The sequence below is a fragment of the Neisseria weixii genome (assembly GCF_042658245.1).
Taxonomy (GTDB): domain Bacteria; phylum Pseudomonadota; class Gammaproteobacteria; order Burkholderiales; family Neisseriaceae; genus Neisseria; species Neisseria weixii.
In genome coordinates this window covers 54,707-81,333 of record NZ_JBHSPY010000006.1, presented here as the reverse complement: position 1 = coordinate 81,333, position 26,627 = coordinate 54,707, and the positions used below count along the sequence as shown (strand labels likewise).

General features: G+C 48.8%; 27 protein-coding genes and 1 pseudogene. 18 read left to right on the top strand and 10 right to left on the bottom strand.

The genetic code is table 11. From position 1 onward, the window contains the following. The first annotated feature begins 223 nt into the window (after window positions 1–223). Together rpmB and rpmG are read left to right on the top strand one after the other, a co-directional pair. Window positions 224–457, top strand: a complete 234-nt coding sequence (gene rpmB / locus ACFPVS_RS05220; RefSeq protein WP_002216391.1) for a 50S ribosomal protein L28 — start codon at window positions 224–226, stop codon at window positions 455–457. A 32-nt stretch (window positions 458–489) separates the two neighbouring features. Next, entirely contained in the window at window positions 490–645 is a 156-nt protein-coding gene (rpmG, locus tag ACFPVS_RS05215; protein WP_003684373.1) for a 50S ribosomal protein L33, read from the top strand. A 153-nt stretch (window positions 646–798) separates the two neighbouring features. Here the strand turns inward: rpmG and ACFPVS_RS05210 are convergent, their stop codons facing one another. After that, window positions 799–1,902, bottom strand: a complete 1,104-nt coding sequence (locus ACFPVS_RS05210; protein ID WP_123803560.1) for an anhydro-N-acetylmuramic acid kinase — start codon at window positions 1,900–1,902, stop codon at window positions 799–801. A 199-nt stretch (window positions 1,903–2,101) separates the two neighbouring features. On the opposite strand from ACFPVS_RS05210, the gene ACFPVS_RS05205 reads away from it, so the two are divergent. After that, window positions 2,102–3,676, top strand: coding sequence for an inorganic phosphate transporter (locus ACFPVS_RS05205; protein WP_096295936.1), 1,575 nt, complete (start codon window positions 2,102–2,104; stop codon window positions 3,674–3,676). Window positions 3,677–3,773: 97 nt separating this feature from the next. Here the strand turns inward: ACFPVS_RS05205 and ACFPVS_RS05200 are convergent, their stop codons facing one another. The 3 genes from ACFPVS_RS05200 to ACFPVS_RS05190 all read right to left on the bottom strand — a co-directional run bounded on the left by ACFPVS_RS05200 (window position 3,774) and on the right by ACFPVS_RS05190 (window position 5,086). After that, complete coding sequence (locus ACFPVS_RS05200; RefSeq protein WP_096295935.1) at window positions 3,774–4,607, bottom strand: PHP domain-containing protein; 834 nt, start codon at window positions 4,605–4,607, stop codon at window positions 3,774–3,776. A 67-nt stretch (window positions 4,608–4,674) separates the two neighbouring features. After that, a complete protein-coding gene (locus ACFPVS_RS05195) occupies window positions 4,675–4,875 on the bottom strand; it encodes an oxidoreductase-like domain-containing protein (RefSeq protein WP_096295934.1) in 201 nt (66 codons plus the stop codon). Continuing rightward, window positions 4,853–5,086: an RNA-binding S4 domain-containing protein gene (locus ACFPVS_RS05190; protein WP_096295933.1), complete on the bottom strand. Its 234-nt coding sequence runs from the start codon at window positions 5,084–5,086 to the stop codon at window positions 4,853–4,855. The genes ACFPVS_RS05195 and ACFPVS_RS05190 overlap by 23 nt, the downstream gene beginning before the upstream one ends. 125 nt (window positions 5,087–5,211) lie before the next feature. On the opposite strand from ACFPVS_RS05190, the gene dnaE reads away from it, so the two are divergent. The 10 genes and pseudogenes from dnaE to ACFPVS_RS05140 all read left to right on the top strand — a co-directional run bounded on the left by dnaE (window position 5,212) and on the right by ACFPVS_RS05140 (window position 15,039). Next, window positions 5,212–8,646 carry a DNA polymerase III subunit alpha gene (gene dnaE, locus ACFPVS_RS05185; RefSeq protein ID WP_096295932.1) on the top strand — a complete coding sequence of 1,145 codons (3,435 nt, stop codon included), beginning with the start codon at window positions 5,212–5,214 and terminating at the stop codon, window positions 8,644–8,646. 169 nt (window positions 8,647–8,815) lie between these two features. Continuing rightward, window positions 8,816–9,707 (top strand): annotated as a pseudogene (locus ACFPVS_RS05180) (meta-pathway of phenol degradation family protein). Between the two features lie 41 nt (window positions 9,708–9,748). Then, window positions 9,749–10,252: a hypothetical protein gene (locus tag ACFPVS_RS05175; protein ID WP_378595469.1), complete on the top strand. Its 504-nt coding sequence runs from the start codon at window positions 9,749–9,751 to the stop codon at window positions 10,250–10,252. 65 nt (window positions 10,253–10,317) lie between these two features. After that, window positions 10,318–10,596, top strand: coding sequence for a hypothetical protein (locus ACFPVS_RS05170; protein ID WP_123803555.1), 279 nt, complete (start codon window positions 10,318–10,320; stop codon window positions 10,594–10,596). 3 nt (window positions 10,597–10,599) lie between these two features. Beyond that, window positions 10,600–10,953, top strand: coding sequence for a hypothetical protein (locus ACFPVS_RS05165; protein ID WP_157742789.1), 354 nt, complete (start codon window positions 10,600–10,602; stop codon window positions 10,951–10,953). Window positions 10,954–11,570: 617 nt separating this feature from the next. Further along, window positions 11,571–11,744, top strand: a complete 174-nt coding sequence (locus tag ACFPVS_RS05160; protein ID WP_157742788.1) for a hypothetical protein — start codon at window positions 11,571–11,573, stop codon at window positions 11,742–11,744. Window positions 11,745–11,747: 3 nt separating this feature from the next. Then, complete coding sequence (locus ACFPVS_RS05155) at window positions 11,748–12,032, top strand: hypothetical protein (protein WP_096295927.1); 285 nt, start codon at window positions 11,748–11,750, stop codon at window positions 12,030–12,032. Between the two features lie 251 nt (window positions 12,033–12,283). Beyond that, the gene (locus ACFPVS_RS05150) at window positions 12,284–12,871 is read left to right on the top strand and encodes a C39 family peptidase (protein ID WP_232507610.1); all 588 of its coding nucleotides are present in this window, start codon (window positions 12,284–12,286) and stop codon (window positions 12,869–12,871) included. A 244-nt stretch (window positions 12,872–13,115) separates the two neighbouring features. Beyond that, on the top strand, window positions 13,116–14,501 hold the full coding sequence (locus tag ACFPVS_RS05145; RefSeq protein WP_096295925.1) for a GntP family permease: 1,386 nt from the start codon (window positions 13,116–13,118) through the stop codon (window positions 14,499–14,501). A gap of 10 nt (window positions 14,502–14,511) precedes the next feature. Next, window positions 14,512–15,039 (top strand): gluconokinase, GntK/IdnK-type, encoded by a 528-nt coding sequence (locus ACFPVS_RS05140; RefSeq protein WP_096295924.1) that lies wholly within the window; start codon window positions 14,512–14,514, stop codon window positions 15,037–15,039. A 250-nt stretch (window positions 15,040–15,289) separates the two neighbouring features. Here the strand turns inward: ACFPVS_RS05140 and dtd are convergent, their stop codons facing one another. From dtd to ACFPVS_RS05115, 5 genes are all read right to left on the bottom strand, one after another. Then, complete coding sequence (gene dtd / locus ACFPVS_RS05135; protein WP_096295923.1) at window positions 15,290–15,751, bottom strand: D-aminoacyl-tRNA deacylase; 462 nt, start codon at window positions 15,749–15,751, stop codon at window positions 15,290–15,292. 285 nt (window positions 15,752–16,036) lie between these two features. Further along, a complete protein-coding gene (locus ACFPVS_RS05130) occupies window positions 16,037–16,795 on the bottom strand; it encodes a peptidyl-prolyl cis-trans isomerase (protein ID WP_096295922.1) in 759 nt (252 codons plus the stop codon). A gap of 19 nt (window positions 16,796–16,814) precedes the next feature. Continuing rightward, window positions 16,815–17,687, bottom strand: a complete 873-nt coding sequence (locus ACFPVS_RS05125) for a peptidylprolyl isomerase (protein WP_378595468.1) — start codon at window positions 17,685–17,687, stop codon at window positions 16,815–16,817. Between the two features lie 23 nt (window positions 17,688–17,710). After that, a complete protein-coding gene (locus ACFPVS_RS05120) occupies window positions 17,711–17,980 on the bottom strand; it encodes a BolA family protein (protein WP_096295921.1) in 270 nt (89 codons plus the stop codon). Window positions 17,981–17,982: 2 nt separating this feature from the next. Continuing rightward, a complete protein-coding gene (locus tag ACFPVS_RS05115; RefSeq protein ID WP_096295920.1) occupies window positions 17,983–18,276 on the bottom strand; it encodes a YciI family protein in 294 nt (97 codons plus the stop codon). Window positions 18,277–18,780: 504 nt separating this feature from the next. Between ACFPVS_RS05115 and ACFPVS_RS05110 the strand changes: the two genes are divergently transcribed. From ACFPVS_RS05110 to porB, 3 genes are all read left to right on the top strand, one after another. Further along, window positions 18,781–21,111 (top strand): motility hub landmark protein FimV, encoded by a 2,331-nt coding sequence (locus ACFPVS_RS05110; protein WP_378595467.1) that lies wholly within the window; start codon window positions 18,781–18,783, stop codon window positions 21,109–21,111. A gap of 113 nt (window positions 21,112–21,224) precedes the next feature. Further along, a complete protein-coding gene (gene truA, locus ACFPVS_RS05105) occupies window positions 21,225–22,022 on the top strand; it encodes a tRNA pseudouridine(38-40) synthase TruA (RefSeq protein WP_378595473.1) in 798 nt (265 codons plus the stop codon). A 360-nt stretch (window positions 22,023–22,382) separates the two neighbouring features. Beyond that, the gene (gene porB / locus ACFPVS_RS05100; RefSeq protein WP_378595466.1) at window positions 22,383–23,492 is read left to right on the top strand and encodes a trimeric porin PorB; all 1,110 of its coding nucleotides are present in this window, start codon (window positions 22,383–22,385) and stop codon (window positions 23,490–23,492) included. 498 nt (window positions 23,493–23,990) lie between these two features. On the opposite strand, the gene fba is transcribed toward porB, so the two are convergent. Beyond that, window positions 23,991–25,055 carry a class II fructose-bisphosphate aldolase gene (fba, locus tag ACFPVS_RS05095; RefSeq protein ID WP_096295919.1) on the bottom strand — a complete coding sequence of 355 codons (1,065 nt, stop codon included), beginning with the start codon at window positions 25,053–25,055 and terminating at the stop codon, window positions 23,991–23,993. Between the two features lie 218 nt (window positions 25,056–25,273). Here fba and ACFPVS_RS05090 point away from each other — a divergent pair, with 218 nt between their 5' ends. Together ACFPVS_RS05090 and xerC are read left to right on the top strand one after the other, a co-directional pair. Then, entirely contained in the window at window positions 25,274–25,702 is a 429-nt protein-coding gene (locus tag ACFPVS_RS05090) for an acyl-CoA thioesterase (protein ID WP_096295918.1), read from the top strand. 2 nt (window positions 25,703–25,704) lie between these two features. Continuing rightward, window positions 25,705–26,607 carry a tyrosine recombinase XerC gene (gene xerC / locus ACFPVS_RS05085; RefSeq protein WP_096295917.1) on the top strand — a complete coding sequence of 301 codons (903 nt, stop codon included), beginning with the start codon at window positions 25,705–25,707 and terminating at the stop codon, window positions 26,605–26,607. The last annotated feature ends 20 nt before the right edge of the window (window positions 26,608–26,627 follow it).

The following is a 26,627-nucleotide window of genomic DNA, read 5'->3' as shown; positions in this document are numbered from 1 at the left end:
TTTTGAGACGGCATTGGATTTTATTTTGGCGAACAACAGATGCGCGCTTGTCAAAAATCCGTTATAATTCATCTTTATCTCTTCGCGAAGCAAAACGTTTCGCGAATGCAACAATTAGGCGGTTTTATCCCTGTAAATCACGTTTTTTCAGAAAGCGACTTGAACAAACGCTGCTTTTCATGGTATAAATCGCGTTTTACTATTAGAAGTTTGGAGACTAACCATGGCACGAGTTTGCAAAGTGACCGGTAAGCGCCCGATGTCTGGCAATAACGTATCACACGCCAACAACAAAACCAAACGTCGTTTTTTGCCTAACTTGCAATCACGTCGTTTCTGGGTAGAAAGTGAAAACCGCTGGGTTCGCTTGCGCGTTTCTAACGCTGCATTGCGCACCATTGATAAAGTAGGCATTGATGTCGTATTGGCTGATTTGCGTGCTCGCGGCGAAGCTTAATTAACGAACGCTTATAATTAAGGATTACTGCAATGCGCGATAAAATCAAATTGGAATCTAGTGCTGGTACCGGTCACTTTTACACCACTACTAAAAACAAACGCACTATGCCTGGCAAACTGGAAATCAAAAAATTTGACCCGGTAGCCCGTAAACACGTTATCTACAAAGAAACTAAATTGAAATAATTAAGTTGCTTGTAGAAATAAAAGCCCTTGTGAAAGCAAGGGCTTTTTTATGTTGAATCAAGTTGCTTGGTCTGACATTGCAAGCTTAAACCTCAAATTGTTTAGGCGATTTGAGCGGATTTGGGGCAAACTAAACGATAGCGGCAACCGACATTAGGCATAATGACCGGCGCCCAGAATGCAGGGTTTGCGCGCACCTGTTGCATGGTGCGGATTGCTTGGTATGCGGTTTATCCAGCAAGCCGCCAGCCAACCGAAAGCAGCCGCTTCGACCCATTGTGGATCGAGATTCAGCTTGCTGGTACTGTGCAGGGCAATATTTTTACGGCTGGTTAAAGTTTCCAGGGTATCCATCAAAGCTTGGTTTTGCACGCCGCCACCGCAGACGTAAATGTTACTGGCATCAGGCGCTGCTTGGCAGATGGCGGTAAAGATGGTACAGGCGGTGTATTGGAGCAGGGTTTGTAACACGTCTTCCGGCTGTTCGCCGCCTTTCAGACGGCCCCGTAACCATTCTAGTGAAAATAATTCGCGGCCGGTGCTTTTCGGATAAGGCTGGGAAAAATAAGGGTGGTTGAGCAGGGTAGTTAGTAATTCCGGCAATAATTTACCCTGCATTGCTTTTTCGCCGTTGCGGTCGTAAGGAAGCTGCCAAGTATGTTGCATCCATGCATCCATCAGCATATTACCGGGGCCCGTATCGAAGCCGAATACCGGTGTATCAGGCGGTAAAACGCTGATATTGGAAATGCCGCCGATGTTTAACACTACACGGGTTTCTCCCATATGGTGAAACAGTGCATGATGAAAGGCAGGCACCAAAGGCGCACCTTGTCCGCCAGCGGCTAAATCGCGGCTGCGAAAATCGCCGATGGTAAAAATGCCGGTGAGTTCGGCCAATAGCGGTAAATCGGCCAGCTGCACGCTGTAACCGTTTTCCGGTGAATGGCGCACGGTTTGACCGTGGCAGCCGATGGCGGTGATGTCTTCAGGCGTGAGATTTTGCTGGCGCAAGAGTTGCTTGACAGTATCGGCATACAGGCGGCTTAAGGTTTGAGAGAGCATGAAGCTGCGGTGTAACTCGTTGCTGCCGGTGTTTTGCAGCGCCAATAATTCTTGTCGCAGGCCGTCTGAAAAAGGAGTGAAGCTGTGATCGATGGCGGCTTGCCAGTTGGTGTCCTGCATGCGGATTAAAACGGCATCCGCACCGTCCATGCTGGTGCCGGACATGATGCCGATATAGAATTGGCTGCTCATGGAAATTTTATGGGGAAAACCACTATTTTAACGCGATTTGGTCAAGTTGGCTGGCTCAATGGGAATTTAGCGGATAAGCAGAAATAAATCTGCAACAATTTTGGCAAAACGGTTACAATGCAAGATTATGTTACAATATTGTAATCATACTGTAATATTTAACAGGCTCGCTTCCAATTTGTTTTAAAGGAATCCATCCATGGGTCAGACTCAACCGAGTGCGAACTTAAAACTGATTAATGCTTTATTTGCCGCTATGCTGGTAGGTGTGGCCGGCTATTTTATTTATTGGGGGTTGGGTTACACCCATCACAACCATACTACGCTGTTTGTTTTGGCGACCGTGTTCGGCATATTCATGGCATTTAACATCGGCGGTAACGACATTGCCAATTCATTTGGTACCAGTGTCGGCTCCGGTACCTTAACCATTCCGCAGGCCTTGATTATTGCGGCAGTGTTTGAAGTCAGCGGTGCGGTGATTGCCGGCGGTGAAGTGACCGATACCATCCGTAAGGGTATTGTCGATTTGGGTGCAATGGGTCTCGAGCCTATGCAGTTTGTCTATATCATGATGTCGGCCTTGCTGGCTGCGGCGTTGTGGTTGCTGTTTGCGTCGCATAAAGGATTGCCGGTATCAACCACGCACGCGATTATCGGCGGTATTGTCGGCAGTTCGCTGTGTTTGGCATTTATGTCGCATGTCGATGCCGGATCCTTGATTAAATGGGGCAAACTCGGTGAAATTGCCGTTTCATGGGTATTGTCACCGGTGTTGGGCGGGTTGGCTTCTTATATTGTGTTCTCGCAAATCAAAAAATATGTGTTGGATTACAACGCTTGGGCAGACGAGACACTCAAAGCGATTAAGCAGGAAAAGAAAGCCTATAAAGAGCAGTACCGCCTGTTTTTTGAAACCTTAGATGAAACGGGCAAAGTGGATTATGCTACCAAAATTTCCCGTGACGCAGAAATTTACAACGAGCCTGAATTTAATCCGGCTGAATTGCAATCGGATTATTACCGTGGCCTGTATGAAATCGATAACCGTAAAAACAGCGTCGATTCCTACAAAGCGCTGCATTCATGGGTGCCGTTTATTGCGTCTGTCGGCGGTATGATGATTTCGGCCATGCTGATTTTCAAAGGCTTGAAAAATCTGCATTTGGGCATGAGCAATGTCAACAGCTTCTTGACCATCTTTATGATTGGCGCGGCGATTTGGCTGGCGACATTCGTATTTGCCAAGAGCCTGAAGCGCAAAGACTTGGGTAAATCAACTTTCCAAATATTTTCATGGATGCAGGTGTTCACCGCGTGTGGCTTTGCCTTCAGTCACGGTGCCAATGATATTGCCAACGCCATTGGACCGTTTGCTGCGATTATGGACGTATTGCGTACCGGCGACATTAATACGCAAAACCCTGTGCCACCGATTGCGATGCTCACTTTCGGTATTGCTTTGATTGTCGGTTTGTGGTTCGTCGGCAAAGAGGTAATTAAAACCGTCGGCACCAGTTTGGCCGAAATGCATCCGGCTTCGGGCTTTGCCGCAGAATTATCGGCGGCTTCTGTGGTGATGGCGGCTTCATTAATGGGCTTGCCGGTATCGAGCACACATATTTTGGTCGGCGCGGTATTGGGCATTGGTTTGGTGAACCGCAATGCCAACTGGGCGTTGATGAAACCGATCGGCTTGGCTTGGGTGATTACTTTACCGGCTGCGGCCGCATTGTCGGTGGTGTGTTATCTGATTTTGCAAGCGGTGTTTTAAATAAAATAAACAAGGCCGTCTGAAAAGGAATACTTTCAGACGGCCTTTTTGTATGAGTTGGTTATCGATAATAATGAATGTTTTCTTAAGTCTCGGTTTAATTTTTAAAATACTGCCAAACCGGCCGGCAGCTTTCCGGCAATTCCGGGCAGGCGCCGAGTATGCCGCCGGAGAAATCGTTCAGACGGTGAAAGCCGCTGCCTGAGCTTGCCAGTAAGCCGTGGCGCTCGGCCAAGAGCGCATAGCTCAAGCGGTCGTTTTTATTACAATTGCCGCTGTGTACTTCTATGCCTGCACCGCCGAGCGATTTGAATTCGTCAAACACATTGCGCTTGGCCGTGGCCGACAAGTCGTAACGCATCGGATGCGCAATCACCGCCATGCCGCCCGCGCCGTTGATGGCGGCCACGCATTCGCCCAAATCCGCCCATTCGTGTTTGACCGAGCAGGGCTTGCCGTCGCCCAAATATTTGCTAAACGCCTGCTGCTTGTTGCGAACACGGCCTTCGTTGATGAGAAATTCGGCGATGTGGGTGCGGCTGGCCATTTCCGGATTGCTGACCAAGGCCATCGCGCCGTCAAATGCACCATGGATGCCTTTTTTTGCCAATTTGTCCGCAATCGCCTGCAAACGTTTCAGACGGCCTTGGCGCACAGTAGCCAATAAGTTTTGCAGTGTTTCATTGTGTTCGTCAAAGTCCAAGCCGACAATATGAATCGTGCGGCCGCTCCATGTGACCGACACTTCCACGCCGTTGACAAAACGCAGACCAAGCGCAGCCGCTTCGGCACGTGCTTCAGCCAAGCCGCCGGTGTGGTCGTGGTCGGTCAGCGACAGCAGCGTGCAACCGTTGGCATGGGCAAGGCGTACCACTTCGGTAGGCGTTAAGCGGCCGTCTGAAACGGTGGAATGGCAGTGAAGGTCTATCATGTGTGTATGTCGGGAAAAAGAGAAAGGCTCAGACGGCCTATCGGTCAGGCCGTCTGAAAAAACAGGCTTATCCGCCTTCGGATAAATTTAAGCTTTGCAGCTTTTTCTGCTGCGCATCGTAGCGTGCTTTTTCGTCCCGATAAATGGTTTGAATACACGCATCGCCACAATCGCTGCCGCAGCATTCCCAGCTTTCGGGGCGCACGGGATCATTGAGCAGCGGCTCACCCAACAGTGCTTCGGCTTTAGTCTTCAGGGTCGTATCCATCGGCAATGTCCAATACCGCACCGTTAAACTCAATCACTTCGCCGCCGCGGATTTTGGCGGTTTTGCGGGTTTCCACTTCGCCGTTGCGCAATACCGCACCTTCGGCGATAAAAGCTTTCGCTTGGCCGCCGCTCCCGGTCAAGCCGGCCAGCTTGAGTAGGTCGCATAAGGCGATGTATTCGTTGTCTTCGAGATAAACGGTGGCTTCCATGTTGATGTTCCTAAATTGAATGCGTTTATTGTATCACAGGCCGTCTGAAAATCTTTCAGACGGCCTGTGATGTTTCAAACCCTGCTACAATACCGCTTTAGTGTGACTTTTTTGCAAGATTTCCTATGATTCAACCGACCTACATCCCCCTGCGCGTGCATACCGAATTTTCGATTACCGACGGTATGGTGCGGATTAAAAAGCTGGTGTCCAAAGCGGCGGAATACGGTTTGCCGGCGCTGGGCGTGAGTGATTTGATGAACCAATTCGGTTTGGTGAAATTTTATAAAGCCTGCCGTGGTGCGGGTATCAAGCCGATTGGCGGGGCGGATGTATGGATTGAAAACCCCGAAGCGCCGGAAAAGCCGTTTCGAGCGATGTTGATTATCCGCAACGATGCCGGCTATCTACGTTTGAGCGAACTCTTGACCGCTGCATATGTCGGCAAAGACCGCAATGTCGGCCATGCCGAATTGCGCCAAAGCTGGCTGACCGAAGGCGACAACAGCGGCCTGATTTGCTTATCGGGTGCGCATTACGGCGAAGTGGGTGTGAATCTGTTAAACGGCCACCCCGAAGCAGCCAAAGCAGCGGCGCAAAAGTATGCGGCATGGTTTCCGAATGCATTTTATCTGGAATTGCAGCGTCTGCCGGAGCGCCCCGAATGGGAAACCGCCGTATCGGGCAGCGTGACGTTGGCGGAAGAGCTTGATTTGCCGGTGGTGGCGACGCACCCGACCCAATTCATGAGCCTCGAAGACTTTAATGCCCATGAAGCGCGCGTGTGCGTAGCGGGCGGCTGGGTGTTGAGCGACAAAAAACGCCCGCGCGAATTTTCGCCGAGCCAATATTTCATCGACCCGCAAGAAATGGCAGCACGTTTTGCCGATTTGCCCGAAGCGCTGGAAAACACGGTGGAAATTGCCAAACGCTGCAACCTGCACATTACGTTGGGTAAAAACTTCCTGCCTGATTTTCCCACGCCGGAAGGCATGAGCTTGGACGACTATTTAAGAGTGTTGTCCAACGAAGGTTTGCAAGAACGCATGATGCAGCTTTACCCCGATGAAGCCGAGCGGGCAGAAAAAATGCCGGAATATCAGGCGCGTTTGGATTTTGAGTTGGACATCATTATCCAGATGGGCTTCCCAGGCTATTTCCTGATTGTACAAGACTTCATCAACTGGGCAAAAAACAACGGCTGTCCGGTGGGGCCGGGCCGTGGTTCGGGCGCGGGTTCGCTGGTGGCGTATTCGCTGAAAATTACCGACCTTGATCCGCTGAAATATGCCTTGCTGTTTGAGCGTTTCTTGAACCCTGAGCGTGTATCGATGCCCGACTTCGACGTCGATTTCTGCCAAGCCAACCGTGGCCGCGTGATTGAATACGTGCGCGCGAAATATGGTGCGGAAGCGGTGAGTCAGATTGTTACGTTCGGCACCATGTCGTCCAAAGCCGTGATTCGCGATGTGGGGCGGGTGTTGGAATTGCCGTTTATGCTGTGCGACCGCCTGTCGAAACTGATTCCGCTGGAAGCCAACAAACCTTTGAGTTTGGATAAAGCAATGGAAGCTGAGCCGCAAATCGGCGAACTGATTGCGGCGGAAGAGGCGCAAGAGTTGATTGAGCTGGCGAAAAAGCTGGAAGACTTAACGCGCGGTTTGGGTATGCACGCGGGCGGCGTGCTGATTGCGCCGGGTAAAATTTCCGATTTCAGCCCCGTGTATCAAGCCGATGAATCGGCATCGCCCGTCTCTATGTACGACAAAGGCGACGTGGAAGACGTGGGCTTGGTGAAGTTCGACTTTTTGGGTTTGCGCAACTTGACCATCATCGAAATGGCGCAAAACAACATCAAAAACACCAGCGGCGACATTGTCGATGTCGGCACCATTCCGCTGGATGACCAAGCCGCCTATCAGATTTTCCGCGATGCCAATACCACTGCCGTGTTCCAGTTTGAGTCGACCGGCATGAAAAAAATGCTGAAAACGGCGCACACGACTAAGTTTGAAGAATTGATCGCCTTCGTGTCGCTCTACCGTCCGGGCCCGATGGACAACATTCCCGACTTTGTCGCGCGCATGAAAGGCGAGTCGTTTGAATACATTCACCCGATGCTGGCCGAAATTCTCGAGCCGACTTACGGCATTATGGTGTATCAAGAGCAGGTGATGCAGGCAGCGCAGATTATCGGCGGCTACTCGCTCGGCGGTGCCGACTTACTGCGCCGTGCGATGGGTAAGAAAAAACCGGAAGAAATGGTCAAACACCGCGAGATTTTCGCCGAGGGTGCCGCCAAACAAGGCATTTCGCGCGAAAAGTCCGACCAGATTTTCAACTACATGGAGAAATTTGCCGGCTACGGTTTCAACAAATCGCACGCCGCCGCCTACGCGCTGATTTCCTATCAAACCGCCTGGCTCAAAGCACATTATCCGGCCGAATTTATGGCTGCGACCATGTCGTCGGAATTGGACAACACCGATCAGCTCAAGCATTTTTATGACGACAGCCGTGCCAACGGTTTGACCTTCCTACCACCCGACATCAATGAATCGGATTACCGGTTCACGCCTTATCCCGACCGCAAAATCCGCTATGCCTTGGGCGCCATTAAAGGCACCGGTGAAGCGGCGGTGGAATCGATTATTGCCGCTCGGGAAGCGGGCGGTAAATTTACCGGTTTGCTCGATTTCTGCGAGCGTGTCGGCAAAGAACACATGAACCGCCGCACGATCGAAGCCTTAATCCGCGGCGGTGCGTTTGACAGCATCGACCCTAACCGTGCCATGTTGCTGGCCAACATCGATTTGGCGATGGGCAATGCCGACCAAAAAGCAGCCAATGCCAATCAGGGCGGTTTGTTCGACATGATGGACGATGCCATCGATCCGGTAAAATTGGCCGATGTGCCGATGTGGAGCGAATCAGAAAAGCTCGCCGAAGAAAAAACCGTGATCGGTTTTTATCTGTCCGGCCATCCGTTCGGCCCTTATGCCGAAGAAGTGCATCAAATCGCACCGGCGAAATTAGGCCGTCTGAAACCGCAAGACAGCGTGCGTTTGGCCGGATTCGTGACATCGGTGCGCACCATGATGGGCAAGCGCGGCAAATTGGCGTTTGTCACGCTGGAAGATTTGAGCGGCCAAATCGAAATCATGGTCAGCGGCCAAACCTTGGAACAATGCGCCGGATTGTTGAAAGCCGACCAAGTGTTGATTATCGAATCCAAAGTCAGCCGTGATGATTACGGCGTCGGCGACGGTTTGCGCATCATGGCCAATCAGGTGATGACGCTGCAAATGGCGCGCCAAAATTACGCCCGCGGCCTGAGCTTGGATTTGCGGCCTGAACACGATATCGCCAAGCTCGCTGCCATGCTTGCAGCCGCACGCCTGCCGGATACGCCGCATATTCCGCTTTCCCTGTCATACAGCAACGGCCAAGCTTCAGGCCGTCTGAAACTTCCGTCGAAATGGAGCATAACCGCCAGTGCCGCATTGTTTGAGGAATTGGAAAAACAGTTGGGCAACCGAGCCGTGAGTGTGAATTGGTAGATGATTGAACCGCAGAAAAACGATTTGAAAATCCAAGCAAGGCCGTCTGAAATTTTCAGACGGCTTTTTTTTATGGCTCCAAACCTCGATAAAGAAACAAATAAAAATAATTTGCAAAAAAAATAGCTGATGGTAAGGTTGCCTTACTGGAGAAAATTTGGTTAAATTTATGAAAAATATATATTTTATTCCATTCTGCATATTTCCGTTAGCAGCCTATGCCGACCTGCCATTAAACATCGAAGAAATCCTTACTGATAAAGGCAAGCTGAAGCTGGAAGCGTCTGTCGGCTATGTTAACAGTGAAAGCCGCCGAACCGAATTGGCCGCTCCCGTCTATATTCAAACCGGATTCAAACCGGCAGCGCAACGTTTATCCCCCCGTACCCACCGAATTGCAGGAAAACGGCCGCAACAGCGGCCTGCTCACCGGCACCCTCGGCCTGCGCTACGGCCTGACCGGCAACACCGACTTATACGGCAGCGGCAGCTACATCTGGCGTGAGGAGCGCGGTTTTAAAGGTGAAACCGGAGAAAGCAGCAAAAGCCGCGACAGCAGGCTTTCCGACGTATCGCTCGGCATCAGCCACACCTTTTTGAAAGACGACAAAAATCCCGCCCTGATCGGTTTTATCGAAGGCACGGCCTACGAAAAATCACGCGGCAAAGCCGCATCAGGCAAATCATGGCTTATTGGTGCCACCACCTACAAAGCCATCGATCCCGTTGTGCTTTCCTTAACAGCCGCCTACCGCTTCAACGGCAGCAAAACCCTTTCAGACGGCCTCAAATACAAAGCAGGCAACTACTGGCTGATTAACCCCAATATAGCCTTTGCCGCCAACGACCGCATCAGCTTTACAGGCGGCATCCAATGGCTGGGCAAACAGCCCGACCGTTTGGACGGGCAAAAAGAATCCGCCAGAAACACATCCGCTTACGCCCAACTGGGTGCAGGCTACGGTTTTTCTAAAGCCACGTCGCTCAACGCATCCGCACGTTTCAATATCTCGGGGCAAAGCAGTTCCGAGTTGAAATTGGGCGTGCAGCATACGTTTTGACGGGGTGTTTTTTTAACCGCTGTAAACAAAGGAGTTGTAAAATGAAAAAACAGATTTCAGCTTTGATGATTCTATCTGTTATGGCTGTACCTGTAATGGCGCAGGAGGCGAATAAGCAGCCATTGAAATTGAACGTAGATGATAAAGTGCAGGCCTTATCGATTGAAAATCCGATGAAGTTTGAACATCAGGTTTTTGATGTGAAGCAAGATAAGCCTATGCAACTGGCCGAACTTTCTCAGAAAGAAATGAAGGAAACGGAGGGGGCTTTGGCTCCTTGGGTAGCTGGTGGTGCCATAGGTGGTATTGTAGGCGGAGCAGGATATGCTTGGGGAGCCTATAAAGGAAACTATAAATGGGATAATGCTAAGTTTGCTGGTAATGTAGGTACTGGAGCAGTAATTGGAGCTTCATTTGGTACAGCAGGAGCTATTGCCAGTGGAGGAGCAAAATTTATCCCAAGCCTTACAAATGCCGGTGCAAATGTATGGCGGGCTAATAGTGCTATTGCCAATAACGGTGCTAATCGTGTTTGGCGCAGATAATCCAACTTTTTAAATTTAAAGAGGTGACGAACATTGTTCGCCACCCCTTATTTAGGGATACAACAATGTCTGATTTATTGGCAGCCATTTTAGGTCATCTGTCTGCAAAATATAGCCAAAAGAAAATAAGTAGATTTGCATTATCTTTTGCTGCCGCAGTTTTTTTCTTTTGCGGATACTTCGTTTTAGATATATTTAATGCCGTAAAAAACGGCAATGATATTGGCTTTGAATTTTTCACTACGTTGATAAGGGATTTAGTTTTATTTTCTACCGCATTGTTCCTGATTTGTTATGTTTTTTTATGGTGTGCCGAAAAAATAGAGAAGCAAATAAAAAAATAGCAAGTGTTTGAAGTGCAAACAGACAAGCCGTTGCAGTTGGCGGAATTGTCGAAGCAGGAGATGAAGGAGACGGAGGGAAAATTCATTCCACTCGGATTAGCAGTTGCAGGAGGTGGAGTATTTGCTGCATGGAAATATCATTATGATGTTTATAAAGCAACTGGAAGAATAGGGACTGCCGGAGGAGCTGCACGTGCCGCCGCAATAGGTAGTGGAACTGCTGCAATTGGTGGAGGTATGGGGGCTGCTGCGGGTGGGGGTATTGCAGGAGCTGTAGCGTGGACACCAGGTACTTTTGCTCTTAATCAAGGAGCTCAAAAAGCAAATACAACACATACTATTAATAATAGACGCTAATTTTACAATATTAATACCTACTTTTTCAATATTGGAAACAGTAGGTTAACTCTAAAAGTTAATTATTCAGTTATGCTTACTTTTATTTTATTTGGTGTCGTACCTATACTGGGTTGGATTTTCATGCTTTGTTTCAATTCCGGTAGGAATAATTTTAAAATAATAGGGGGGGCGGACTGATAATTTGTGTATCCTTATTGATAAAAACATATGATTTTTGGGCAGGTTTGTTTTTGATTTTGGCGTTTATTTGGAATATGTTTGCTTTGATTGTAGGAAAAAATAAAAAAATCAAGCCAAAGGAAGCTATTAAAGAGTTTTGGACTTATTTGAAATTTGATAAATCTTCTAAAGTGTGATAAATACGGCCTCCCGTGAGCAAAGGTAGGTTGGGGCGAGAATCGATATCATCCTAATCATTCAGGCAGACAAACCGTTGCAGTTGGCGGAATTGTCTCGGCAGGAGATGAAGGAGACCGAGGGGGGGCTTGGGCACCTTTTGTGCTAGGTGCATTAATTGTGGGTAATATTAGTGCATGGAGCAATCACGGACTAAGCTGCTATCGTACCGGACAACCTGCTTCTACCCGTAGTACACTAGCAGCTGTAGGCGGGGGATGGTGGGTGGCGGATATACTAATGCTATGCTGCGCGGTGCAGGTATTTCAACCAAAGCTTTTGCTAAGGAAGCATGGAGAAATGGAAATGCAGTACCCAATATTGTTATTCGTACTAATGCGTTTGGATTAAATCAATCTTCAAGTGCGGCATTGGGTAAGCATAAAAGATAATTTATGGAAGATAACCTTCTTATTTATTTATTATCAGGGATATTTGGTGGTGAGTTAGCCAAATATATTGCTGAAAATAACCGAATTATAAAAATTTCTCCCATCTTGCTGTATGCTATATGCTTTTCATTGCTATACAGTATAGCTGCGGGTTTTTCTGCTATCGTATACTTATTGAAAGGATATGAGATTGGATGGAAAGGTATCGGTATTTTCAGTATGTCGGTCAGTTTTGTTATTAGTATTTGTATCTATTTTCTAGATAAGATTAGGAGTAGTAAAAAATAACAAAACGATGATAATCTATTGGTTAAGGTTGTCATGCTGACTATAGCAAAGGTAGGTTGGGCCTCGACCCAGCATTATCCTAATCATTTACGGTTTTTGTTAGGTTTGTTCCCAACCTACCTGCTGCCTTGCAATATCTTAGATTCGGAAAAGGCCGTCTGAAAATATTGGTTTGATTTTTCAGACGGCCTTGCTCAAAGGAAAATATGATGAAGCTCCGTCTTTTACTCTGTTTATACCTGCTTCTGCCGATGATCCATGCCGCGCCGATGCCGCATGAGAATCCTTTGGCTTACGGCAAAATCAAGGTACAGAGTTGGAAGGAAAAACGTGATTTCAATATCGTGAAGCAGGATTTGGATTTTTCCTGCGGCACGGCTTCGGTGGCCACGTTGTTGAACAATTTTTACGGGCAGAAGCTGACGGAAGAGGAAGTGCTTGAGAAAATGGACAAAACGCGCGAACGGGCTTCTTTTGAAGATATGCAGCGGATTTTACCTGAGGCGAAGGGCTACGCTTTGACGTTTGAGCAGTTGACGGCTTTGAAAATTCCGGTGATTGTGTATCTGAAATACCGTAAAGACGACCATTTTTCGGTATTGCGCGGTGTTTCTGATGATACGGTTTTGCTGGCTGATCCGTCATTGGGGCATGTTTCGATGAGCCGTGCGCAGTTTCTTGACGCATGGAAGACGCGGGAAGGCGATTTGTCGGGTAAGATTTTAGCCGTGTTGCCTAAGGGTGCAGAAATTCAAAGTAATGCGGCGTTTTTTACGCGTCAACCGAAGAGGCAGACTGAGTTTGCGGTAACACAAGTGAAAAGTAGTAGGGTAGATTAGATAGATAAGAGCATATAATAGGGCAAGGCCGTCTGAAAATGCAGATTTTCAGACGGCCTGTCTGTTTTTGATCTGAGTCAGGAAACGTTGGTTTGCTTGAAAAATTTCATTTTAATAAATATGCACTTATTGAAACAGAATATTTTGATTTCGGCATGGCGGTATGATTTGTGCTAAATTTATATCGAAATTTTGCTGGAAATTTTCTTAATCTGTTTACATTTTATCAATGGAAAGGTGACAAATGGACGGTTGGACTCAAACCCTCAACGCAGGGACGCTGTTGGGGATTGCGGCAGCGGCGATTTTGCTGATTTTGGTCATGATTGTGAAATTCCGCATTCATGCGTTGGTGACACTGGTGTGCGTCAGCCTGCTGACGGCGATTGCCACCGGTTTGCCGATGGGCAATATTGTTAATGATGTGTTGGTGAGAAACTTCGGCGGCACGCTCGGCGGCGTGGCTTTGCTGGTCGGCTTAGGTGCGATGCTCGGCCGCTTGGTGGAAACATCGGGTGGTGCGCAGTCGCTGGCTGATGCCTTGATTCGCATGTTTGGCGAAAAACGTGCGCCGTTTGCCTTGGGTGTGGCTTCGTTGATTTTCGGTTTCCCGATTTTCTTCGACGCGGGCTTGATGGTGATGCTGCCGATTGTATTTGCTACTGCACGCCGTATGAAAGCAACAGTTTTGCCGTATGCCATGGCATCGATTGGTGCGTTTTCGGTGATGCACGTTTTCCTGCCGCCGCATCCGGGGCCGATTGCCGCTTCTGAATTTTACGGCGCCAACATCGGCCATGTGCTGCTGGTCGGTTTGCCGGTTGCGGTGATTACTTGGTATTTCAGTGGTTATTTGTGGGGTCGGATTTTAGGCCGGAAGTTTAATGTGCCGGTGCCTGATTTCTTGAGTGGCGGCGCACAAGACAGCGACTCCCCGAAAGAGCCTGCCAAAGCTTCAACCGTGATCGGCATTATGCTGATTCCGATGTTGCTGATTTTTTTGAATACCGGATTGGCTGCCTTAATCAGTGAAAAAGTGGTCAGCGCCGATGAAGCTTGGGTACAAACATTGCGCATGATTGGTTCTACACCGATTGCCCTGTTGATTTCCGTATTGGTGGCTCTGTATGTTTTGGGTTGCAAGCGCGGTGAAAAAGCTACTGCTTTGGAAAAAACCATCGACGGTGCGTTGGGGCCGGTGTGCTCAGTGATTCTGATTACCGGCGCGGGCGGTATGTTCGGCGGCGTATTGCGTGCGTCGGGTATCGGTCAGGCTTTGGCCGACAGCATGGCTGATTTGGGCATTCCGGTGTTGCTGGGCTGCTTCTTGGTGGCATTGGCGTTGCGTATTGCGCAAGGTTCTGCTACCGTGGCTTTAACCACTGCCGCAGCTTTGATGGCACCCGCAGTGATGGCAGCCGGTTTCAGCGATTGGCAATTGGCTTGTGTGGTGTTGGCTACGGCTGCCGGTTCTGTCGGTTGCAGCCACTTTAACGATTCCGGTTTCTGGCTGGTTGGCCGCTTGTTGAATATGGACGTACCGACCACACTGAAAACATGGACAGTTAACCAAACCCTGATTGCTCTGATTGGTTTTGCTTTGTCGGCATTGGCCTTTACTATCGTTTAAGGAGAATGATATGACCGTACATTTTGTAATGATGGGCGTATGCGGCTGCGGTAAAACCACGGCGGCCTTGTCACTGCAAAAGCATTTGGGCGAATGTGCATATGCTGAAGGTGATGAATTTCACACCCAAGCCAACCGCGATAAAATGGGTGCGGGCATTCCGCTGACCGATGAAGACCGCTATCCTTGGCTGGGCAATCTGCGTGACTGGATGACGGCGCAGGCGCAAGCAGGCGCGGCGTATTCGATTGTGACGTGTTCTGCATTGAAAAAACAATACCGAGATATTTTGCGCGGTACAGAAGGTAAAGTGGCATTTATCCACCTGACTCCGCCGCAAGAAGTAAACCTTGAGCGAATGATGTCGCGCAAAGGCCATTACATGAAGGCTGATATGCTGGATTCGCAATTGGAAATTCTGGAAGAGCTTGAAGCCGATGAATACGGTGTGAAAATCGACAATCCGGGTTCCCCGGAGGCTGTAGAAGCCGATATCGTCGCTTGGGTAAAAGCAGAAGGTTTGTTGCCGAATGATTAAGCCTCATCAGGTATAGAGGTATCAGGCCGTCTGAAAGTTAAATTTCAGACGGCTTTTTTTATAATAATTTTTGACAAGTATTTCTATTTTATATTAATAATGGTAAAATTCACTTTACATTTTCAGCGTGATGCAATTGTTTGTGATCATGTTTGTTTGTATTCCCTTGTTCTACATTGCTGTATGTACAACATTAGGCCGTCTGAATGTATTCAGACGGCTTTTTTTATCGGCCGAACAGGCCAATGGGCTAAAACAGCTTTTGAGAATCCAGCAGCAGTGTCACCGGCCCGTCATTGCACAGTGTCGCCTGCATATGTGTTTGAAAACGGCCGGTTTCCACCGTCAAGCCGTGTCCGCGCAGATATTCGGCTGTGCGCTGATACAAAGCAGCGGCTTGGGCGGCATGGGCAGCATGCGAGAAAGAAGGGCGGCGGCCGCTGCGGGCATCGGCATATAAAGTGAATTGTGAGACCAACAATACCGAACCGCCGACATCTTTGAGTGACAAATTCAGCTTGCCGTTTTCATCTTCAAAAATACGCAGATTGCCGGCTTTATCGGCAATATAGCGGGCATCGGCTTCGGTATCGTCGTGGGTCACACCCAGCAAAATCATAAAGCCGTTGTCGATTTTGCCGCCGGTATCGCGGCTATTGTTTTCAATAATATCGACTTGGGCGTGGGTTACTTTTTGAATTACTGCGCGCATGATGTTCCTTTGAATAGGTTAGGCCTTTGTACAACGCCTTCAAAAGCCAGAGTACACAAAACCGACGTCATTCCCGTCCGCACGGGAATGACTGCTGTTTTGGTTTCGGAGTATTCATGAGATTTTGCAAAGTCTCGAGGCCGTCTGAAAACCGTATTATGGGATAATCTATTGACGCATGCAAAAGCCGTTCTATTATCAAAGATAAAAAACAGATGGATTGGATAGAAAAAAGCCGTCTGAAAAACTGAATTTCAGACGGCCTGTTCATGCCTTAATGCTTTATCAGCGGCTGATGCCGTTGGCTTTCAGCAAGTCGTCAATCTGACGGCGCACTTTCTGCTGTTTGGCCTGTTGCGCCAGTTGGTTGCGCACCAGCTCAAACGGCTGCGCTTCAGGATTGCGCTCGACTGCACCCAGTTTAAAGAGATAAAACTTATCCTGCAGTTTTACCGGATGAGGCGTCACGTCGCCACGACTCATGGGCTCGACAATTTCAGCCATTTGCGGTGGCAACTGCTGCGGCATGATGAATTCGTTGAACGCTTGTTCCGGATTCGGATAACGCTTCATCAAATCGTCAAACGACAAGCCTTTGCGCAGCAATTCCAACGCAGCGCGGGCTTCTTGCTCGCTGTTGAAACTCACTTGTTGCAGCTTAATCATGCGCGTTTGCTGTTCGTAGATTTTGTGCAAATCGTTGTCGTCAACAGTGGTGTTGCGCTCCAGATATTGCGCGTATTGTGTGGCGTAAAACTGGGCTTCCATGGTCTGGAATTGGTTTTGCACTTCAGGGTCTTTATCCAATCCCACTTTCAGGGCTTCGTTTTTCAATACTTCAAATGTCTGCAACTGACGCACCACATCCTTGCGGATGGCTGCACCGTTCGGTTTGGACGTTTGGTTCGGATGCTGGTCGGCTTGGCGCAACACTTCTTTCACCATGCTGTCGATGCGTGCGGCAGGAATTTCCGGTGCGTTGGCAATCGCGAAGCCGGCCACCGCTGCGGCAACAATGCCGGCCACCGCCGTTTGATATTTCATCATTTACTCCGTCGCTGAATTATTTGGCCGGTTTGATGTCGGCTTTTTGCAGCAGCGACTGCACTGAAGCATCAATGCGGGCAGCTTGCAAATCGCGACCGATGTCGTTTTTGGCCTGATCGTAAGTCGGCAGGGTAATGTTGCGGCGGTCGTTTACATAGAATACGCTGTAAATATTGCCGTTTTGCAAAGGTTTGGCGGTCACGCCGCCCTTTTTCAGGTCTTTCACCGCATGATACAAAGGCGGCGCAGATTGTTGCAGATCTTTCAGCGGTACATACATATTCGGAATGCCGCCGGTCTGTTTGGCTTGCTCATCAACCGAGTATTGTTTCAACACGCTGCTGAAGCTTTTTTTGGCTTTCAAATCGGCGATGGCTTTTTCGGCATCAGTGCTGCTGTTGGTTGCGATTTCGCCTAATTGCACTTCTTGCGTGCCTTTATAGAATTTGCTGAAATCGTCGTAAGCGGCTTTAACGTCTTTTTCCTGCACCGGATTTTGTTTGGCCACATGAGCGGCGTAGGCTTGGCCTAGCAAGTCACTTTGAAATACCGCCCATTCGGTTTTGAAATTGGCTTTTTTGGAGGCGCCGCTTTTATCGGCGGCAGCACGCGCTTGTTGCAAGGCCTGTTTGTATTCTGCGCTTTGGTCTAGTTTCAAACGTTTGGCTTCTTGGCCGACCACGGTGGAAATCACTTGGCGTTCGGTCAGGTTTCGGCGCAGGGCGGGGGTATCTTGAATTTGTTTGTTTTCAGCGCGAATTGCTTTAACTTGCGCATCAATCATGCTGCTGTTGATGGCTTGGCCGTTGACAGTGACTAAGGTTTGCGCCAGCAGGCTGCCTGAAGCAAGGGCGAAAAATACAGCCGAAGTAACATAGGTTTTTTTCATAATTTTCTCAATTTGTTGTTGAATCAGTTGAAATATTCATCAGGAGTAACGGCTTTGATGCTCAAGGCATGAATCAGGCCGTCTGAAAATAAATCGTTTAATAAGGTTTTGACCATGCGCTGGCGGTTGAGACGGCTGACGTCGCGAAAGGCTTCGCTCACAATCACGACCGCATAATGCCCACCGCCTTTGTTGCCCGCATGGCCGATGTGGAGATGGCTTTCGTCTTCAAATTCAAAAAGCTGGTAATCCAAGCTTTTCAGACGGCCTTCGATTTCTGCCTGCATATCCATGATTACAGACCGAATACCGGTTTAAACGGCTTAATTAAAATTTCTTCGTACACGCCGGCATCGACATAAGGATCTTTTTCCGCCCATTCCTGCGCTACATCCAACGATTCGAATTGCGCAATAATCAGGCTGCCGGAAACGCGTTCCGGATTGTCCGGCAAAGGATTCGGGCCGGCGGTCAGCAAGCGGCCTTCGGCTTTTAAGGCTTCCAAGCGTTGCAAATGATCAGGGCGCGCCGCCATGCGGGCTTCGTGTACGCCGTCGGCATCGGTAGCCAATAACATGAAGTATTGCATAAATGTATCCTTTTGATAAATCGGTGTCGGCAAAGGCCGATACCGCAGATCGGGTTTCAGACGGCATGAGAGAAAAGGCCGTCTGAAAGTATTTATCTTATCACAGCTCAAGCGCTTGTATGATGGATTCTTATTTCATGATTCTTAAGATAACAATCAATCCTAACGAAAAATCATAGCCTATGATACAAGACCTGATTAGGTTTTTGCATCTTTTTCGCTATGGCTGGTACAGCGCTTTGCATTCAGATGCACGACATTTGTACATCTTAAAAATTCAAGTATTTCAGGTGAGCTATCCATCTAGTAAGCTAAGTAATTATTCCAATGTATTTGTAAAAAAGAAACGATAGTAGCTATAAAGTTGCAATTTTCCTGTCGATTTTTAATTTAATTTGATCAGATGACTTGGCAGATAGGTACTTTAGAATATATCATCACGAGATACACAGTTTAAGCACGGATTACGCAGCCGCGCTGCCATTTCAAACAGGGGATTAAGTTTTGAAAAAATACCATAAAATTAAATTAATCGCCGCTTCCGTGGCATTGATGACGTCAATTAGTGCCATGGCCGGATTGGGCGGTTTGAACGTCCATTCACATTTGGGCGAACCTTTCTCAGGCACCATCACCGTCACCGGAAATGAGGCTAAAGCTTTGCTCAACGGTGGTAAAGCTTCGATTTCCAACGGTAATCTGCGCGCCAGCATCCGCAAAACCGGTGGTGACAAAGCCGTGGTCAACATCCGCTCGTCTAAGCCGATTCAAGATCCCGTATTGATTTTTCAGGTCAGCGTCGGTTCGCAATCGCGCGAATATACCGCCATTATCGATCCGGCAGACTACAACGCCAAAACCGACAGCGCCGCCATCCGTGGGCACAAGAACAATCAGGTTGCCCGAGTAGAAGCTGCCCCGGCTGCTACTTCGTTTGATCGCCAAGCCGCCCACGAACGCATTAATCGTGCCATCGGCAGCAGCAATACGCCTGATACACGCAACGATAAACCGGTGCGCCGTGCCGACAGTAACGCCAAAGCTGCGAAGTCAAAACCGCAACAACAATACAGCGGTATCGTTTACGGCAAACGCCACTTGGTACGCCAAGGCGAAACTTTGACCGGTATTGCCAGCCGTGTTCGCCCGCAAGGCATGACCTTGGCGCAAACCGTTCAGGCTTTGGTAAACGCCAACCCGGATGTATTCATCAATAATAATGCCGACCGCATGTTGGCCGGTAAGGTATTGAGCATTCCGGACCGCGGTGAATTCCAAACCTATGCCAATCAAGCGGCTCCGGTAGCGAAGCCGGCGGAAACCCAACCGCCAGCAACAACACCAACAGAAGCGTCGGTAGAAACACCTGCCGTAACCACAACCACACCGGCGGTTACAGAACCCGAAGCGCAAGTTGCCGATCAAGCTGCTTCACAAGAAGAACCTGCCGTAACTGCTGCTTCTGAAGCGGCTGACAATGCAGCGGTCACCGCAGCCTCAGCGCCGGTTGCTGCAGAAGCCGGCGCAATCGAGCCTGCTGATCCGGTGGTAACCGAACCCGCAGCACCACAAGAAGAAGCCGCAGATTCAAGTGATAACAGCTTATGGCGTTGGTTGCTGTTAGGCGGTGCGGCATTAATCGCTTTGTTCTTCTTGTCTAAATTGTTGGGTAAACGCAAGGTTGAACCTGCAGAAGAAGCCGTGCAGCCTGTGGTAAAAGAAGAGACGTTCACTCCTGAAGACAACGTTACCGAATACAAACCATTGCCTGAATCAGAACAGCCTGTTTCCAATACGGCTAAAACCATGGCGACTGCTGCCGGTGTAGGTGCAGCGGCAACTGCCGCGGCCGCTTATGTCGCCAAAAAACCGGATGACGAATTGGAAGTGGAAGACGATTTCGGCGACGATATCTTCTTTACTGAAGTGCAAGATGCTCCGGCTGCCAAACAAGGCGATGTCGATGTAGACTTAAATGATATCGACAATGCTCAAGCTGCGATTGTATCCGGCGCGGTAACGCTTGATGAGGAAACCGAAAAACGCCGTAATGCGGATTGGGATACCATTGAATCTACGGAAAGCGTTTATGAACCGGAACCTGAAAATCCCTACGCTTCCGTTGAGGATGTTGCGATTGAAAAACCAGCTACACCGGTTGCCAATGCTTTCGTTACCGAACAGTCGTCTGAACGCGAATCTTGGGACTTTGAAGTAGAAGAAGCCAAAACTGAAGTTAAAGAAGAATGGGATTTCTTTGCTGAAGATGCTAAGGCCAAAGCCGAATCAACAGACAGCAACCCGGCTGCCGTAGATTCTGCTGTTTTGGTTGCTGCCGATGCGAAAGCGCCGGCAGCGGAAACCGATAAAGCCGATGATGAAGCACCTTTGGAATCCGTTTGGCCGGAGGCGGAGCCGGAACCGGTGATTGATGCCACTTTCGAGCCAAGCCCTGAATTGCGTGATGAGGCAGTGGAAGCAGAAGTGGCGGCTGAGCCTGAATTATTCGATATTCAGCAAGCCGAAGCCTTGTCATTCCAAGATGCGGGTGATTTCAATACCGAAGCGGTGCAAGTGACTGAAGCTGATGAAACCATTGAATGGGACAGCATTGCTGTAGCCGAGACGGCTGACAGCAGCTCTCGTGAATCAGGCTTTATTTCAGAATCCGTCGGTATGACCGCGCCATTGGAAGCCAAATATGAATTGGCGAAAATGTATGTCGAAATCGGCGATCCTGAAGCGGCTCGCGAAACCTTGCAAGAATTGCTGGAAGAGTCGGATGGTGCGATTTTGGCCAAAGCCAAAACCATGCTGGAAGAATTAGGCGCATAAATCCCCATCATGACTTACGCCCAGAAAAAGATGCTGTTTTTCAGACGGCATCTTTTTTCTTTATTTTATATAGAATATATAAACCTACCAACCCGATCATCACATTGACTATGCTGGAAAATCCCAATAAGCAACGATGGGCATTAACCTTATCTTATGATGGCAGCCGTTTTTACGGTTGGCAAAAGCAGGCAGGCGAAGTGCCGACGGTTCAGACGGCCTTGGAGCGTGCCGTCAGTCTTCTCGCCGGAGAACCCATCTCCGTGATTGTTGCCGGGCGCACCGACACAGGTGTGCATGCGACCGCGCAAGTTGTGCATTTTGATACCGGTGCCCATCGGCCGCCGCAAGCATGGATAAGGGGCGTAAACGCTCATTTGCCGCAGGGCATTGCCGTATGGCACGCGCAGCCGGTGGCCGCGCATTTTCACGCCCGCTTTGATGCCTATGGCCGGCATTACCGCTATCTGTTGCAATCTGCGCCTGTGCGCTCGCCGCTGCTGGTCGGCAAGGCGGGGTGGACGCATTTGGATTTGGATATCGAATTAATGCAGCAGGCAGCGAAATTATTGGAAGGTGAAAAAGACTTTTCCAGCTTCCGCGCTTCCATGTGTCAGGCTAAATCCCCCATTAAAACACTATATAGCGCCAATATTAGCGGCACGCCCGAATTACTCAAGCTGGATTTGCACGGCAATGCTTTTTTACATCACATGGTGCGCAACATCATGGGCGCATTAGTTTATGTCGGCAGTAAGAAGCTTAGTATTGAAGGTTTTGCAAGCTTAATAGAAGAAAAAAGCCGTCTGAAAGCGCCGCCTACCTTTATGCCCGACGGGCTGTATTTGACCGGTGTCGATTATCCGGATGAGTTTGACATACTTAAAGCAGATATACCGAGTTGGTTGTAAATACATCAATCTGGTTATGTAAACATTGTTTCCCAGTTGGAAAAGAAACCATGAAATAAGAATGACTATGGCTTTGCGTTAATTGGCAATAAGGAAGTCAAAGAATCTGTGTTGTAAAAATGCACAACAACTTTTATATGAATTAATAATTGATTTATAAGAAAATTTTTTTAATTTTTAGAGGTAAGTTTCAAATATTTTAGGCGAGGATAACGCAGTTGATGCCTATAAAGTTTGTTTTTTTAGAAGGGAACAATTATAGTGACACTCATGGAATCGCTGATTCCAGCGATAATGTAAGGCCTAAGTAGATGTTCGGTCTGCTTAAGTTAATTTTCATGATAGAAAAGGAATACAGCAATGAAAAAATCTCTGATTGCTCTGACTTTGGCAGCTTTGCCTGTTGCAGCTATGGCTGATGTGACTTTGTACGGTCAAATCAAAGCAGGTGTTGAAGTTGGTAAAACCAAAGTAAAAGAAACCGACGCTGCTGGTAAGGTAACCCGTAATGAAAGCCATACCGAAACTAAAATTACCGATTTCGGTTCTCGTATCGGTTTCAAAGGCCACGAGCCCTTGGCTGACAACCTGAATGCTATCTGGCAGTTGGAGCAAAGCGCTTCTGTAGCCGGTACTGATTCAGGCTGGGGTACCCGCGAATCATTCATCGGTTTGGAAGGCGGCTTCGGTAAAATCCGTGCCGGTAAATTGGATTCTTCTGTGAAAGACACTAGCGACGCATTGGATCCTTGGGAATACAGCAACCCGGCTTTGGGCTTGGGTATGTTTACCCGTGTTGACGAGCGTGCCGTATCCGTACGTTACGACACCCCAGTATTCGGCGGTGTAAGCGCTAACGTTCAATACACTCTGCGCGATAATGAATCTACTGTCCGCGGTGTAGGTTTAACTAATGGTCGTGGTGATAATGCCGGTGATACTTCTACCTACTACGCCGGTTTGAACTATGAAAACGCCGGTTTCTTCGGTCAATATGCTTACGGCCTGAAAAAATCTGCTTACGTTGCTAATGGCGAAAGCAAATCCGGTCAAGTACACCGTGGTGTAATTGGTTACGATGCCAACAACCTGATGGCTGCTTTGGGCTACCAATACACCAATGGTTGGGATAGTGAGGGAAGCTACAAGGCTAAATTGGCAAATGATGACAGCTACAATGCTTCTACCGACTCTTCTGCCGGTGTGAAACAACACGAAGCTGCTGCTACTATCGGTTACCGTTTCGGTAACGTGACCCCACGCGTTTCTTACGCTCACGGTTTCAAAGCTAAAGCTAAAGACGGTAAGAAATTGAGCGGCACTCAATACAACCAAGTCATCGTTGGTGCCGACTACGACTTCTCTAAACGTACCAGCGCTTTGGTATCTGCAGGTTGGTTGCGCGCCGGTAAGAGCGACAACAAAACCGAAACTACTGCCGGTATGGTTGGTCTGCGTCACAAATTCTAATCTAAACCGGTTAGTTTGAAAGAAAAGAGTCTGCTTCGGCAGACTCTTTTTTATTGGTGGGTAAGTTGAAGGATATTTATGTTTACCACCTCCGTTATCAGCTGCGCAAGTGCGCTATGCTACTGCTAGCGTAGGGGGAATCCAGAACGCCAAATTACCGCAATAGCTCAATATTCCTGAAACCGATTGGCCTAGATTCCTATCTGCGCGGGGTCTTCTCTATATTCATGGTTTTTGTGGTGTAGAAAATCCTAGCGTTGTTTACACTTTTGCTTTTTTGCTTGAAGATCCATTTTGGGATTTTTGAGTGTTGTCAAGAATGCCGAAAGGCACGGCAACGCCGCATGGTTCTTGATAATGCCCAACAATCCTAAAATAATCATTTAGGCAGAAAATAAAAGCTGTTTTGCATAAAAAGTGTAAACAACCCGACAATTTCCTACATATTAGGCCGTCTGAAAAGATTTTTTTCAGACGGCCTGTCAGCTTGTTAACGCATTATTTGATGATTTGGTTCAATTCGCCTTTGGCGTATTTTTCCGCCATTTTTTCCAAAGAAACCGGTCTGATTTTATCGGCTTGGCCTTCACAGCCGAATGCCAGGTAGCGGTCGATGCAGACTTGTTTCATGGCTTCGACGGTTTTCGCCAAATATTTGCGCGGATCGAATTCTGCCGGATTTTCGGCCATAAAGCGGCGGATGGCGCCGGTTGAAGCCAAGCGCAAATCGGTGTCGATGTTGACTTTGCGCACGCCGTATTTGATGCCTTGCACAATTTCTTCAACCGGTACGCCGTAGGTTTCACCAATGTTGCCGCCGTGCCCGTTGATGACTTTCAACCACTCTTGCGGAACTGAGCTTGAGCCGTGCATCACAATGTGGGTGTTCGGTAGGGCTTCGTGGATTTCTTTAATGCGGTCAATGCGCAATACATCGCCGGTTGGCGGGCGGGTAAATTTGTATGCGCCGTGACTGGTGCCGACTGCAATCGCCAAAGCATCCACGCCGGTATCGCGCACGAAATTAACCGCGTCTTCCACGCCGGTGAGCATTTGGTCGTGGGTTAACTTACCAACTGCGCCTACGCCGTCTTCTTCGCCGGCTTCACCGGTTTCCAAGTTGCCCAATACGCCGATTTCGCCTTCAACCGATACGCCGCAAGCGTGGGCGAAGTTGACAACAGTGCGGGTCACGTCAACGTTGTATCCGTAAGTAGATGGTGTTTTGCCGTCTTCCATCAATGAGCCGTCCATCATCACGGATGAGAAACCCAATTGAATCGAGCGTTGGCACACGTCAGGCGAAGCGCCGTGGTCTTGGTGCATCACTACCGGAATATGCGGAAATTCTTCAACGGCGGCCAAAATCAAATGGCGTAAAAAAGGCGCGCCGGCATATTTGCGCGCACCTGCGCTGGCTTGAACGATGACCGGTGAATTCACTTGGTCGGCGGCTTCCATAATGGCGCGCATTTGTTCGAGGTTGTTGACGTTGAATGCAGGCAGGCCGTAGCTGTTTTCTGCGGCATGATCAAGCAATTGGCGCATGGATACAAGAGCCATAAGAATCTCCTAAAGGTAGTGTGGAAATGAACGGTAGGCAAATTATAATCGCTTTTTCCTTAAAAGACTACATAAGGCTACATTAGTTTCATATGTTAATAACATCCGTTTGAGATGAATTTAGATTCAGGCAAGCCATCGGTAAATATTTGCGATTAACGTAAGATGTTAGATAATAACAGTTTGATCAAGGCCGTCTGAAATTAAAAAGGAACCCTATGCCAAGAATCATTGTAGCTGCGCCTGATGATATTTTGTTTGCCACGCAGATGGCCGTGCAAATCGGCGATATTAATTATGGCCGGCATTTAGCCAATGATGCCGTGCTGCGGCTTTGCCATGAAACGCGTATGCGCTGGCTGAAGCAGCAGGACTGGAGCGAATTGGATGCGGGCGGTGCCGGGCTGATTATGGCCGATGCGGCGGTGCAGTATTTGGCGCAGGCGCATCACGGTGATGATTTACGCATCGACATGGGTGCGGCTGATGTGGGCAAAAGCGGTTTTACGCTGCTTTATCATTTGATTCGTGAGTCGGACGAAAAATCAATAGCCCGCGTACAAACGCGTATGGTGTGTTTCGATTACGCCGCGCAACGCGTCTGCCGCTTGCCGGAACCTTTAAAAGCAGTATTGGAGGCCGTCTGAATATGAAACAGACTCAATTTTTCGCGCAGCAAGATGCCTATTTGGCGGATTTGCAGCAGCAAGGCAAGTCGGCGCACACGCTTACTGCCTATCGGCGTGATTTGGCGCAATTGCATGATTTGCTGGCGGCAAGGCCGTCTGAAGACGGAGAGGTTGTGCGTGCGGATATGGTGGCGGCGTTAAAAAAACTGTCGCAGCAAAATTTGGGCGAACGCAGCTTGGCGCGCAAATTATCAGTGTGGCGGCAATATTGTGCGTGGCTGATGAAGCAGGGTTTGCTGGATAAAGACCCGGCTCATAATCTTAAAGCGCCCAAGCCGCCGCAACGGTTGCCCAAAGCCTTGCAGCAGGAACCGCTCAATCACTGGCTGGATAGTGATGATGACGATTCCGATTTGGCCGTGCGCGATCGCGCGGTGTTTGAATTGCTTTACGGCAGCGGCCTGCGGTTGAGTGAAGTGCATGGTTTGAATCTGGGCGATGTGCTGCTGGATGAAGGTTGGGTGAGTGTGACAGGCAAAGGCAACAAGCAGCGCCAAGTGCCGCTGGTGCAGAAAAGCCGCGAAGCCATTGCCGCTTATCTGCCTGTGCGCATTGCTGCTGATGATGAAACGGCTTTGTTTACCGGCAAAAACGGCAAACGTTTGGGACGGCGGCAGATTCAGAAGCGTTTGGCGCAATGGGCAGCCAAGCAGGTCAGCGGCCAACATTTGTCGCCGCACATGCTGCGTCACAGTTATGCCAGTCATTTGTTGCAAGCTTCGCGCGATATTCGGGCAGTGCAGGAATTGTTAGGGCACAGTAATCTTTCCACCACGCAGATTTATACCAAGCTGGATTTCGACCATTTGGCGCAAGTGTATGACGAAGCGCATCCGCGTGCGAAACGAAAAACGGAAAAATAAACCAAAGGCCGTCTGAAACG